General features: G+C 59.6%; 11 protein-coding genes. 3 read left to right on the plus strand and 8 right to left on the minus strand.

The window, feature by feature from the left end; all coding sequences use genetic code 11:
- Window positions 1-36: 36 nt before the first annotated feature.
- From B472_RS03130 to scpA, 5 genes are read right to left on the minus strand one after another with little or no spacing between them, the layout of a single operon-like run.
- Window positions 37-519, minus strand: a complete 483-nt coding sequence (locus B472_RS03130; RefSeq protein WP_019425292.1) for a VOC family protein — start codon at window positions 517-519, stop codon at window positions 37-39.
- Window positions 520-2,568, minus strand: a complete 2,049-nt coding sequence (locus B472_RS03135) for an acetyl/propionyl/methylcrotonyl-CoA carboxylase subunit alpha (RefSeq protein ID WP_019425293.1) — start codon at window positions 2,566-2,568, stop codon at window positions 520-522. It lies immediately after the preceding gene.
- A gap of 20 nt (window positions 2,569-2,588) precedes the next feature.
- Window positions 2,589-4,121: an acyl-CoA carboxylase subunit beta gene (locus tag B472_RS03140; protein WP_019425294.1), complete on the minus strand. Its 1,533-nt coding sequence runs from the start codon at window positions 4,119-4,121 to the stop codon at window positions 2,589-2,591.
- Window positions 4,122-4,169: 48 nt separating this feature from the next.
- On the minus strand, window positions 4,170-5,183 hold the full coding sequence (gene meaB / locus B472_RS03145) for a methylmalonyl Co-A mutase-associated GTPase MeaB (protein ID WP_019425295.1): 1,014 nt from the start codon (window positions 5,181-5,183) through the stop codon (window positions 4,170-4,172).
- On the minus strand, window positions 5,180-7,357 hold the full coding sequence (gene scpA / locus B472_RS03150; protein ID WP_019425296.1) for a methylmalonyl-CoA mutase: 2,178 nt from the start codon (window positions 7,355-7,357) through the stop codon (window positions 5,180-5,182). Before scpA ends, meaB begins: the two co-directional genes overlap by 4 nt.
- A gap of 196 nt (window positions 7,358-7,553) precedes the next feature.
- Here scpA and B472_RS03155 point away from each other — a divergent pair, with 196 nt between their 5' ends.
- Complete coding sequence (locus B472_RS03155; RefSeq protein WP_019425297.1) at window positions 7,554-8,189, plus strand: GntR family transcriptional regulator; 636 nt, start codon at window positions 7,554-7,556, stop codon at window positions 8,187-8,189.
- Window positions 8,190-8,236: 47 nt separating this feature from the next.
- Here the strand turns inward: B472_RS03155 and B472_RS03160 are convergent, their stop codons facing one another.
- Together B472_RS03160 and dusA are read right to left on the minus strand one after the other, a co-directional pair.
- Complete coding sequence (locus B472_RS03160) at window positions 8,237-8,860, minus strand: FMN-binding negative transcriptional regulator (RefSeq protein ID WP_019425298.1); 624 nt, start codon at window positions 8,858-8,860, stop codon at window positions 8,237-8,239.
- A 52-nt stretch (window positions 8,861-8,912) separates the two neighbouring features.
- Window positions 8,913-9,914 (minus strand): tRNA dihydrouridine(20/20a) synthase DusA, encoded by a 1,002-nt coding sequence (dusA, locus tag B472_RS03165; RefSeq protein WP_019425299.1) that lies wholly within the window; start codon window positions 9,912-9,914, stop codon window positions 8,913-8,915.
- A 124-nt stretch (window positions 9,915-10,038) separates the two neighbouring features.
- On the opposite strand from dusA, the gene B472_RS03170 reads away from it, so the two are divergent.
- A complete protein-coding gene (locus tag B472_RS03170) occupies window positions 10,039-10,365 on the plus strand; it encodes a hypothetical protein (protein WP_019425300.1) in 327 nt (108 codons plus the stop codon).
- Between the two features lie 129 nt (window positions 10,366-10,494).
- Window positions 10,495-11,415, plus strand: a complete 921-nt coding sequence (locus B472_RS03175; protein ID WP_019425301.1) for an SPFH domain-containing protein — start codon at window positions 10,495-10,497, stop codon at window positions 11,413-11,415.
- A 63-nt stretch (window positions 11,416-11,478) separates the two neighbouring features.
- On the opposite strand, the gene phbB is transcribed toward B472_RS03175, so the two are convergent.
- Complete coding sequence (phbB, locus tag B472_RS03180) at window positions 11,479-12,216, minus strand: acetoacetyl-CoA reductase (RefSeq protein WP_019425302.1); 738 nt, start codon at window positions 12,214-12,216, stop codon at window positions 11,479-11,481.
- Window positions 12,217-12,238: the final 22 nt, after the last annotated feature.

The following is a 12,238-nucleotide window of genomic DNA, read 5'->3' on the forward strand; positions in this document are numbered from 1 at the left end:
GACGACATCAGAGCCAAGGCTCTGAGCCTCATTCCTTCAGTGCGACGTTGCAGCCAAAGCAGCAAATGCTTGGACCACCTCTGGCGGCGCCTGCACCAACTCGATCAACACGCCCTCACCGCCAATCGGGAATTCATCGCTGGCCTTGGGGTGCAAAAACGTGATGTCAAACCCGGCCGCGCCCTTGCGGATGCCACCGGGTGCAAAGCGCACGCCTTGCGCCGTGAGCCACGCCACCGCCACGGGCAGATCATCGATCCACAGACCGATGTGGTTCAGCGGCGTGGTGTGCACGGCGGGCTTTTTCTCGGGGTCCAGCGGCTGCATCAGATCGACCTCGACCTTGAAGGGGCCGGTGCCGATGGCGCAAATGTCTTCGTCCACGTTCTCACGTTCGCTTTTAAACGTGCCGGTCACTTCCAGGCCAAACATGTCCACCCAGAGTTTTTGCAGACGGGACTTGTCAGGCCCGCCGATGGCGATTTGCTGAACGCCCAGCACTTTGAAGGGGCGGTCCATTTATTCGAACTCCACGATCATCTGGTCCACCGTGAGCGACTCGCCTTTGGCGGCCACCACCTTCTTGACCACGCCATCGGCAGCGGCAAACAAAACGTTTTCCATCTTCATGGCTTCGATCACGGCCACACGCTCGCCCGCTTGCACCTTTTGGCCGGGTGTCACCGCGACGTCCACCAGCAAACCAGGCATAGGCGACAACACAAATTTGCTCAAATCGGGTGGCGCCTTGTAAGGCATGAGCTGGTGCAACTCCGCCATGCGAGGCGACATCACCAGCGCTTCAATGCGCGTACCGTTGTGCTGAACTTGCAAAGCCAAAGGATTTTTCAAAGTGCCACGCTCAACCTGAGCGGTGAAGGGCTTGCCATTGCAAGTGCCCACAATGCGGATATCGTTCAAACGCGAGTTGCTGGCAATGGCATAGGTTTTGCCATTCACCGCGATGCGTGCTTCACCGTGCTTGCCCACGAATTCATCGACATGCACGGGCACATAACGGTTCTTGCCCTCTTTGCCCAACTCCACCACGGCATAGTCTTGACCCACTTGCACGTCGTAGCCCGGCAACTGGCCACTCAAGCCTGCAGCGCGCTCGCGTGACTTGCGGCGCACAAAGGCCGCCAAAGCCGCCAAGAAGTCGTGGTCGTCATGCGGCACGTCTTCGGCTCGGAAGCCCTGGCTGTACTGTTCGGCGATGAAGCCGGTGTTGAAATCACCCGACACAAAACGCGGGTGCGCCAACAAGGCCGCTTGGAACGGGATGTTGGAGCTGATGCCGCGAATCACAAAACCGTTCAAGGCTTCGCGCATCTTGGCAATCGCCTCATTGCGGTCTTTGCCGTGCACGATGAGCTTGGCGATCATCGAGTCGTAAAACATCGGGATCTCGCCACCGTCTTGCACACCGGTGTCCACGCGCACGCCATACAGGTCTTGAACATTGCCCTGGAACATGGTTTGCGTGGGCGTCTGGAAACGCACCAAACGTCCGGTAGACGGCAGGAAATTGCGGAACGGGTCTTCAGCGTTGATTCGGCATTCGATAGACCAGCCATTTCGCTTCACATCGGCTTGGCCAAAAGCCAGTTTCTCCCCAGCAGCGACGCGGATCATCTGCTCCACCAAGTCGAGGCCCGTGATGGCTTCGGTCACCGGGTGCTCGACCTGCAAGCGGGTGTTCATCTCCAGGAAATAAAAGCTTTGGTCCTTACCGACCACAAACTCCACCGTGCCGGCCGACTGGTATTTCACCGCCTTGGCCAGTTGCACCGCCTGCTCGCCCATGGCTTTGCGGGTGGCCTCGGAGATGAAAGGCGACGGGGCTTCCTCGATCACCTTTTGGTGACGGCGCTGAATCGAGCACTCGCGCTCGTTCAGGTACACCACGTTGCCGTGGCTGTCGCCCAGCACCTGGATTTCGATGTGCCGCGGCTCCTCAACGAACTTCTCGATGAACACGCGGTCATCGCCAAAGCTGTTGCGTGCTTCGTTGCGGCAGGAGGTGAAGCCTTCGAAGGCTTCCTTGTCATTGAAAGCCACGCGCAGGCCTTTGCCACCACCGCCCGCCGACGCCTTGATCATCACGGGGTAACCGATGCCTTTGGCGATTTCGACAGCCTTGTCGGCGGTTTCAATCGCATCGTTCACGCCGGGAATGCAGTTCACACCCGCAGCACCCGCCAGTTTTTTGGACTCGATCTTGTCGCCCATGGCGGCAATCGAGAAGTGACGTGGGCCAATGAAAGCGATGCCCTCGTCCTCGCAGCGCTTGGAGAACTCGGCGTTCTCGCTCAAGAAACCATAGCCGGGGTGAATGGCTTGGGCGCCGGTCGCCTTGGCTGCCGCGATGATTTTGTCGGCCACGAGATAAGACTCGCGCGATGGCGCGGGGCCAATCAACACGGCCTCGTCGGCCAATTGCACATGGCGGGCTTCTTTGTCGGCTTCGGAGTACACCGCCACGGTTTGGATGCCCATCTTGTGGGCGGTGGCGATGACGCGGCAAGCAATCTCACCACGGTTGGCAATCAGAATTTTGGTAAACATGTTCTTCTTCTCCTTCGGGCTTACAGCGGAATGTTCCCGTGCTTGCGCCATGGGTTGTCGAGTTTTTTGTCTTTGAGCATCACCAAGGAACGGCAGATGCGTTTGCGTGTTTCGTGCGGTTGAATCACGTCGTCGATGAAGCCGCGAGCACCCGCCACAAAGGGGTTGGCAAAACGGGCTTTGTATTCGGCTTCTTTGGCGGCCAGCTTTTCCGGGTCGCCCTTGTCTTCACGGAAGATGATTTCTACCGCGCCCTTGGCACCCATGACCGCGATTTCGGCGTTCGGCCAAGCGAAGTTGACATCGCCGCGCAGGTGCTTGGAGGCCATCACGTCGTACGCACCACCATAGGCTTTGCGGGTGATGACCGTGATTTTCGGCACGGTGCATTCGGCATAGGCGTAGAGCAACTTGGCGCCGTGCTTGATGATGCCGCCATATTCTTGTGAGGTGCCAGGCATGAAGCCGGGCACATCCACAAAAGTGACCACGGGGATGTTGAACGCGTCGCAAAAACGCACAAAACGGGCAGCCTTGATGGAGCTCTTGATGTCCAAGCAGCCGGCCAAAACCAGCGGCTGGTTGGCCACAATGCCCACGGTTTGACCTTCCATGCGGGCAAAGCCGATCAGGATGTTTTTGGCGTAGTCGGGTTGCAACTCAAAGAAGTCGCCATCGTCCACGGTTTTGACGATGAGTTCCTTCATGTCATAGGCTTTGTTGGGGTTCTCGGGCACCAAGGTGTCGAGGCTCATGTCCATGCGGCCTGATGGGTCACCGCTGGCGCGCACCGGCGCTTTTTCGCGGTTGTTGAGCGGCAGGTAGTTGTACAGGCGGCGCAGCATGAGCAGCGCTTCCACATCGTTCTCGAACGCCATGTCGGCCACACCGCTCTTGGTGGTGTGCGTCAGGGCGCCGCCCAGCTCTTCGGCCGTCACTTCTTCGTGCGTCACGGTCTTGACCACTTCGGGACCGGTCACAAACATGTAAGACGTGTCTTTGACCATGAAGATGAAGTCGGTGAGCGCTGGCGAATACACCGCACCACCGGCTGAAGGCCCCATGATCATGCTGATCTGCGGCACCACGCCACTGGCCATGACGTTGCGCTGGAACACGTCGGCATATCCGCCCAAGGACGCAACGCCTTCTTGAATACGCGCACCACCCGAGTCGTTCAAGCCGATCACAGGCGCGCCGACCTTCATGGCTTGGTCCATGACTTTGCAAATTTTCTCGGCGTGTGTCTCGGACAAAGCGCCGCCATAGACGGTGAAGTCTTGGCTGTACACAAAAACCAAACGGCCATTGATCATCCCGTAGCCGGTGACCACGCCATCGCCGGGAATCTTGTTGTCCTGCATGCCAAAGTCGGTGCAGCGGTGCTCGACGAACATGTCCCACTCTTCAAAGGTGCCTTCGTCCAGCAGCACTTCGATGCGCTCACGGGCGGTGAGCTTGCCTTTGGCGTGCTGCGCGTCGATGCGCTTTTGCCCGCCGCCCAAGCGTGCCGCTGCGCGCTTTTTTTCCAGTTGTTCAATGATGTCTTGCATGGTGGCTCTCTCTTTTCTTCAGGAAGATGGACGAATTAACCCTGCGCCTCAACTTTTCGATTCATAGGCGCTGAGCAATTGACGGGCAGCCGTCGAAGCGGCCACTTGACCCGCTGCGACTTGTTGGCTGAGTTGGGGCAGTAACGTTTGCACACGCGGTTGCGCCCGAAAGTTGTGTTTGAGCCCGGCGTCGATGCGCTCCCACATCCACGACAGGGCTTGTTGTTGACGGCGCAGGGCCAAACGCCCGTTGGACGTTTGCAGACCTCGGAACTCGCTGACTGCAGCCCAAAAACCATCGACGCCCTGACCCAGCAAAGCACTGAGCTGCACCACTTTGGGGTGCCACTGCGTGGTATCGGCGTGCGCATGGCCTGAGCCGCCGTGCATACCGAGAAGCTGCAAGGCGCTGGTGATTTGAAGCTCGGCGCGGGTGGCTGCGATGGCGTCGATGTCGGCCTTGTTGATCACCACCAGATCGGCGATCTCCATCACGCCTTTTTTGATGGCCTGCAAATCGTCGCCCGCATTGGGCAGTTGCATGAGCACAAACATGTCGGTCATGTTGGCCACGGCGGTTTCGCTTTGGCCCACGCCCACCGTCTCGACGATCACCACGTCATAGCCTGCCGCTTCGCAGACCAGCATGGACTCGCGGGTTTTTTCGGCCACGCCGCCCAATGTGCCGCTGCTCGGACTGGGACGGATGTAGGCGCGTTCGTGCACGCTGAGCAATTCCATGCGGGTCTTGTCGCCCAGAATCGAGCCGCCCGACACGGTGCTGGACGGGTCGACTGCCAACACCGCCACACGGTGGCCTTGGCCAATCAGGGACAAGCCCAGCGCCTCGATGAAGGTGGACTTGCCCACGCCCGGCACGCCGCTGATACCGAGCCGGAATGCATGGCCCGTGTACGGCAGCATGGCCGTGAGCAAGTCGTCGGCCAAGGCGCGGTGGTCGGTGCGGGTGGATTCGAGCAGCGTGATGGCTTTGGCCATGGCACGGCGCTGCCCGGCAGCGTTGCCGTGCAACAAGCCGTCGAGCAACTGCGGAGGGTTCACCCGATGGCCTTTTTGATCTGCTCCAGCACATCCTTGGCGCTGACCGGAATCGGGGTGCCGGGGCCGTAGATGCCTTTGACGCCCGCTTCGTACAGCATGTCGTAGTCCTGGCGAGGAATCACACCGCCCACGAACACGATGATGTCGTCAGCGCCCTGTTTTTTCAGCTCGGCAATGATGGCGGGTACCAAGGTTTTGTGGCCAGCGGCCAAGGTGCTCACGCCCACAGCGTGCACGTCGTTTTCAATCGCCTGGCGAGCGCACTCTTCGGGGGTCTGGAACAGCGGGCCCATGTCCACGTCGTAACCCAGATCGGCAAACGCAGTGGCCACCACTTTGGCCCCACGGTCGTGGCCATCTTGGCCGAGTTTGGAGATCATCACGCGGGGGCGGCGACCCTGCGCGTCGGCAAAGGCGGCGATGTCGGCCTTGAGCTGGTTCCAGTATTCCATGGTGTCTCCCACGTTTTCGCCGTCGTCATAAGCCGCGGCGTAAACGCCTGTGACCTTTTGCGTGTCGGCCCGGTGGCGGCCAAAAGCCTTTTCGAGCGCGTCTGAAATTTCACCCACCGTGGCGCGCAAGCGCACCGCCCGAATCGACAAGTCCAGCAGATTGCCTTGGCCCGATTCGGCCGAAGCGCTCAAAGCGTCCAACGCGGCTTGCACCTTGGCGCTGTCGCGGGTGGCGCGGATCTGGGTCAAGCGCTCGATCTGGCCGTCACGCACTTTGACGTTGTCAATCGACAAGGTCTCGATCGGGTCTTCCTTGGCCAGCTTGTATTTGTTCACGCCCACGATGACGTCTTTGCCCGAATCGATGCGCGCCTGCTTTTCAGCCGCAGCCGCTTCGATTTTGAGCTTGGCCCAGCCGCTGCCCACGGCTTTGGTCATGCCGCCCATGGCTTCAACTTCTTCGATGATGGCCCAAGCCTTGTCGGCCATCTCTTGGGTCAGGCTCTCCATCATGTAGCTGCCAGCCCAGGGGTCAATCACGTTCGTGATGTGGGTCTCTTCCTGGATGATGAGCTGCGTGTTGCGGGCGATGCGCGAGCTGAATTCGGTGGGCAAGGCGATCGCCTCGTCAAACGAATTGGTGTGCAGCGACTGCGTACCGCCAAACACCGCCGCCATGGCTTCGATGGTGGTGCGCACCACGTTGTTGTAGGGGTCTTGCTCGGTGAGCGACCAGCCAGACGTTTGGCTGTGCGTGCGCAGCATCAGGCTCTTGGGGTTTTGGGCATTGAAGCCCTTCATGATGCGGCACCACAGCAGGCGCGCTGCGCGCATCTTGGCGATCTCCAGATAGAAGTTCATGCCCACCGCCCAGAAAAAGGACAGGCGACCGGCGAACTCGTCCACATCCATGCCCTTGGCAATGGCGGTCTTCACATACTCCTTGCCGTCGGCCAGGGTGAAGGCCATCTCGAGCGCTTGGTTGGCGCCCGCTTCTTGCATGTGGTAGCCCGAGATCGAGATCGAATTGAACTTCGGCATGTTTTTGGCCGTGTATTCGATGATGTCACCGATGATCTTCATCGACGGCTCGGGCGGGTAGATGTAGGTGTTGCGCACCATGAACTCTTTCAGAATGTCGTTCTGAATCGTTCCCGACAGCTTGTCTTGCGACACGCCCTGCTCTTCGGCCGCCACCACGTAGCCGGCCAGCACGGGCAATACCGCACCGTTCATGGTCATGGACACGCTGACCTTGTCCAGCGGGATTTGGTCAAACAAGATCTTCATGTCCTCGACCGAGTCGATCGCCACGCCGGCCTTGCCGACGTCGCCCGTCACACGCGGATGGTCGGAGTCGTAGCCCCGGTGCGTGGCCAAGTCAAACGCGACCGACACACCCTGCCCGCCTGCAGCCAGCGCCTTGCGGTAAAACGCGTTGGATTCTTCGGCCGTTGAAAAACCAGCGTACTGGCGGATGGTCCAGGGGCGCACCGCGTACATGGTGGCTTGTGGGCCGCGCAAAAAGGGCTCAAAGCCCGGCAAGGTATTGGCGTAAGGCAGCTTGGCGGTGTCTTCGGCGGTGTACAGGGGCTTGACGACAATGCCGTCGGGCGTCTTCCAGTTCAGGGCGTTCACATCGCCACCGGGGGCGGATTTGACCGCTGCTTTTTGCCAAGCTTCCAGATTGGAGGCGTTGAATTCAAAGGATTTAGACGTCATGGCGCTGTGCTTTCGGGTCAAAGATGGCTGTGCCGGATTTTGGCAGCTTGCGGCTGCCTACCGGCTTACAGGTACCGTGATTCATAATTATTGATGCAGAATATTTTAACCGGCTTACAATTCAGCATCTGAAACGCCTGAAATACCTTTCGACCACGCTTATAGACCAGTTCTCTGATTCGCACCCCACACAGCCATGTCCGCACTGTCCCTCGCCCCCCGCGCCCTGTACGAAGAAGTTGCCGAACTGTTGCGGCAGCGAATTTTTGCGCGCGAACTGGAGCCCGGCAGTTGGATCGACGAGTTGCGCATCGCAGAAGCCCTGGGCATCAGCCGCACCCCGCTGCGCGAAGCCCTCAAGGTGTTGGCCGCCGAAGGCTTGGTGACCATGAAGGTGCGCCGGGGCGCTTATGTGACCGAAGTCAGCGACAAAGACCTGCGCGATGTTTATCACTTGCTGGCCTTGATGGAATCAGACGCCGCCCGCGTGGTGGCGCAAAACGCCAGCGCCGAGCAGATGGCTCAGATCAGCGCCTTGCACCAAGAGCTGGAAAAAGCCACCCATGACCGCGACCGTTTCTTCGAAATCAACGAAGCTTTTCACATGTTGCTGCTGGAATTGGCCGACAACCGCTGGCGCGACCAGATGGTGGCCGACTTGCGCAAGGTGATGAAACTCAACCGCCACAGCTCCTTGTTCAAAGAAGGTCGCATTGAGCAGTCCCTGTCAGAGCACCGCGCCATCGTTCAAGCCTTGACCGAGCGCCAAGCCGAGCAGGCGGCAGAGCGCATGTCGGCCCACTTCATGAACGGCCTGCAGGCAGCCCAGTAAGCGATCCACCTCAACAGGCTTGCACACCCTGGGTCGCTGTCAGCAGATCAGCCCGCCTCCCGCATCGCTTTGCCCAAACCTTCCGCGCCCTTGGCCAGCAGGGTGTCGGCGGCGTTCAGGCGATCCCGCGTCTCACGGTTTTGGCTGAGCTTGGCCTTGCCCTCGATGCGTTGGATCTGCACCTGAACGCCGACCACCGCCTTGAGCATCTGGGCCATGTAATCGGGCGGCGAATCGCCCATCTTCCAGGGGCGGGGCTCGGAAGCCTCATGTTCACGGGTCAGCCGTGCCACGACGCCACGGACAAACTTTTCCTCGTCCATCACCGTCAGCCGGCCATGGACATGCACAACTTCGTAATTCCAGGTGGGCACCTGCCGGTGGGTTTCATGCTTGCTGGGATACCAGTTGGGCGAGATGTAGCTCTCGTTGCCGCGAAAGATGACCAGCACATCCGCACCGTCCTGGCATTCCTGCCAGACAGGATTGGCGCGGGCCACATGCGCCGTCAGCAACCCATGCGCACCCTGGCTGGGGTCAAACTCAAAGGGAATGTGGTTGGCGTCCAAGCCGTCGGGCCCCAGCGTGACCAATGCGCCCAGGGGGTGTTCCCGGATGATCGTGTGGAGATCTTGCGGATTTTGGATGAGGAAATGGGCGGGGATGTACATCGGGTCGGCTCAAATGGTGAATCGGCAGAGGGCAGCATCTTGCCATCGAATCTCAGTCGGTGACCACTGCACCCCGCGCCAGCGCAGCGCGGGCCAAAGCCCAGACTTCACGCGGCGGCAAGGGTTTGAGCTTGTGGTCGCTCCAGACCTGACGCCACAAACGCCCACCGCGTTGCCCGTGGTACAGGCCCAACATGTGACGGGCAATGGCGTACCAAGGGCAGCCGTCTTCGGCAAAGGCGCGTTCCATGTAGGCCACCATGGCCTCCTCCACCGCTTCGCGGCTCGGCGCTTCGTAGACATCGCCGTAAAAAGTGGCGTCCCAGCTGCCCAATAACCAAGGGTTGTAATACGCCTCGCGCCCGACCATCACGCCGTCGGCGTGCTGCAGATGCTGCGAGATCTCTTGGTTGGTTTTGATGCCGCCATTCACGACGATCAGCAGCCCTGGAAAGTCTTTTTTGAGTTGGTAAGCCAGTTCGTAACGCAGGGGTGGGATTTCGCGGTTTTCTTTGGGCGAGAGGCCATCGAGCCAAGCGTTTCGGGCGTGCACGATGAACACCTTGCAACCGGCTTCGCTCACCGTGCCCACAAAGTCGCGCACAAAGTCGTAGCTCTCGATGCGGTCAATGCCGATGCGGTGCTTCACGGTCACCGGCACGTCCACCACATCAAGCATGGCTTTTACGCCGTCGCCCACGGTGCGCGGCTCATTCATCAGGCAAGCGCCAAATGCGCCGCGCTGCACACGGTCCGACGGGCAACCACAGTTGAGGTTGATCTCGTCGTAACCCCACTCTTGACCCAGCTTGGCCGCGTGGGCCAAATCGGCCGCATCGCTGCCGCCCAGTTGCAGGGCCACGGGGTGCTCTTCTGCATTGAAGCGCAGGTGCCGCTGCACGCTGCCGTGGCGCAAAGCACCCGTGGTCACCATCTCGGTGTAAAGCAAGGTGTGGCGGGTCAGCAGGCGGTGGAAAAACCGGCAATGGCGGTCGGTCCAATCCATCATGGGCGCCACAGAAAGACGCCAGCGTTGGGGTTCGGGGAAATGCATGGGGTTGATTATCCTTGCCTGGCTGCGGGCTTGAAAACACAGCGTATCCACCCATTTCAACTGGGCGTTTCATCAAAACGGGTCTTGAGCCTGACAATGACTGCTTGAGCAAGGAGAAATCGAGATGGGTGATGCAACGATGTGGTGGGTATTGACCGGTGTCTTGGTGGTGCTGGAGTTGGTGACCGGCACTTTTTATTTGCTGATGCTGGCCTTGGGCGCCGCAGCTGGCGCCTTGGTGGCCATGGCAGGTCTCGGCCTGAACACACAATTGGTGACCGCCGCCATTGTGGGCGGCTTGGGGGCTGTACTGCTGGGCCAATGGCGTCAACGACAAACCACCACGCCACAAGAAGCCCAAGACCAGCATCTGGACCTGGGTGCGACTGTGCAGGTCGATGCTTGGGATGCGCAAGGCACAGCGCAAGTCAAACACCGGGGTGCTGCGTAGACCGCCGTGCTGGCTCCAGGTCAGATCGCCGTACCCGGCATTTACCGCATCCAGACCATGGCGGGCAACCGCTTGGTTCTGGAAAAAATCTGAGCACAGAATTCTCAACATCAATCAGGGAGATCAATCATGGAAATCGCTGCCGTCCTCGTGATCATCGCGGTCTTGTTCATCGTCAAGACCGTCAAGGTGGTCCCTCAACAAGAAGCCTGGGTGGTCGAAAGGTTGGGCAAATTCCACGCGAGTCTGGCCCCTGGCCTCAACTTCGTGGTGCCCTTTGTGGACAACGTGATCCAGAAACACAGCCTGAAAGAAATTCCGCTGGATGTGCCCAGCCAGATCTGCATCACGCGTGACAACACGCAGCTGCAGGTCGACGGTATCTTGTACTTTCAAGTCACCGACCCCAAGCTGGCCAGTTACGGCTCGTCCAACTACATCGTGGCGGTGACGCAACTGGCCCAAACCAGCCTGCGCAGCGTGATCGGCAAGCTGGAGCTGGACAAGACCTTTGAAGAGCGCGACATCATCAACGCCCAAGTGGTCCATGCGATCGACGAAGCGGCGCTCAACTGGGGCGTGAAAGTGCTGCGTTACGAGATCAAGGACCTGACACCACCCAAAGAAATCTTGCTGGCCATGCAGTCCCAAATCACGGCCGAGCGTGAAAAGCGTGCCCTGATCGCGGCCTCCGAGGGCCGCCGTCAGGAACAAATCAACATCGCCACGGGCGAGCGCGAGGCCTTCATTGCCCGCTCTGAGGGTGAAAAGCAAGCCGCCATCAACAAGGCCCAAGGCGATGCCGCCGCCATCACCGAAATGGCCAATGCCACGGCGCAGGCGATTGAGCGGATTGCCCTCGCCATCCGACAACCTGGCGGCGAACAAGCCGTGCAACTGAAAGTGGCCGAACAAGCGGTGCAGGCCTATGCCAAGGTGGCGCAAGACGCCAAGACCACGCTGATCGTGCCGGGCAATATGACCGAGGTCTCGGGCCTGATCGCCTCGGCCATGCAGATGGTGAGCACCGGCAAACAAGCAAGCAGCTGATCGCAGCTTTACAGACGCAAAAAACCCGCCAAGGCGGGCTTTTTGGGGGGTGCTGCTTGCGCATCAACCCATGTGCAAACCGCCGTTGACGGCAAAGTCAGCGCCGGTGGTGTAACTGCCGTCTTCGCTGGCCATCCAAGCGATGATGGAAGCGATCTCACTCGGCTTGCCCAAGCGCTTGACCGGCACGGTGGCCACGATCTTTTCCAAAACGTCAGGACGGATGGCGTTGACCATGTCGGTGCCGATGTAGCCAGGCGACACGGTGTTCACCGTCACGCCTTTGGTGGCCATCTCTTGGGCCAAAGCCATTGAGAAACCGTGCATACCGGCTTTGGCGGCCGAGTAATTGGTCTGACCGGCTTGGCCTTTTTCGCCGTTGACCGAGCTGATGTTGATGATGCGGCCCCAGCCTTTTTCGACCATGTCGGCAACCACTTGCTTGGTCACGTTGAACATGGAGTCCAAGTTGGTGTTCATCACGGCTTGCCAGTCTTCACGCGTCATCTTCAGGAACATGCGGTCCTTGGTGATGCCAGCATTGTTCACCAGCACATCAATGCTGCCATGTTCGGCTTTGGCCTTGGCAAAGGCTTCGACGGTGGAGTCCCAGTCGCCCACGTTGCCGACCGAGGCGTAAAAGGTGAAGCCCAAGGCTTTTTGCTCGTCCAGCCATTTGGTGAAGTCACGGGTCGGGCCGCAACCGGCGATGACCTTGAAGCCTTCTTGGTGAAGGCGCTGGCAAATCGCGGTACCGATACCGCCCATGCCACCTGTGACGTACGCTACTTTTTGACTCATGGCTGTCTCCTTTTGTGTGTGA

It is taken from the genome of Limnohabitans sp. Rim28 (assembly GCF_000293865.2).
Lineage (GTDB): Bacteria > Pseudomonadota > Gammaproteobacteria > Burkholderiales > Burkholderiaceae_C > Limnohabitans_A.

What these genes read in the sequence shown, in the direction of transcription:
- B472_RS03160 (WP_019425298.1), bottom strand. Translation starts at nt 8,860, where the DNA reads ATGTACATCCCCGCCCATTTCCTCATCCAAAATCCGCAAGATCTCCAC.
- phbB (WP_019425302.1), bottom strand. Translation starts at nt 12,216, where the DNA reads ATGAGTCAAAAAGTAGCGTACGTCACAGGTGGCATGGGCGGTATCGGT.
- dusA (WP_019425299.1), bottom strand. Translation starts at nt 9,914, where the DNA reads ATGCATTTCCCCGAACCCCAACGCTGGCGTCTTTCTGTGGCGCCCATG.
- B472_RS03140 (WP_019425294.1), bottom strand. Translation starts at nt 4,121, where the DNA reads ATGCAAGACATCATTGAACAACTGGAAAAAAAGCGCGCAGCGGCACGC.
- B472_RS03130 (WP_019425292.1), bottom strand. Translation starts at nt 519, where the DNA reads ATGGACCGCCCCTTCAAAGTGCTGGGCGTTCAGCAAATCGCCATCGGC.
- B472_RS03135 (WP_019425293.1), bottom strand. Translation starts at nt 2,568, where the DNA reads ATGTTTACCAAAATTCTGATTGCCAACCGTGGTGAGATTGCTTGCCGC.
- scpA (WP_019425296.1), bottom strand. Translation starts at nt 7,357, where the DNA reads ATGACGTCTAAATCCTTTGAATTCAACGCCTCCAATCTGGAAGCTTGG.
- B472_RS03155 (WP_019425297.1), top strand. Translation starts at nt 7,554, where the DNA reads ATGTCCGCACTGTCCCTCGCCCCCCGCGCCCTGTACGAAGAAGTTGCC.
- B472_RS03175 (WP_019425301.1), top strand. Translation starts at nt 10,495, where the DNA reads ATGGAAATCGCTGCCGTCCTCGTGATCATCGCGGTCTTGTTCATCGTC.
- B472_RS03170 (WP_019425300.1), top strand. Translation starts at nt 10,039, where the DNA reads ATGGGTGATGCAACGATGTGGTGGGTATTGACCGGTGTCTTGGTGGTG.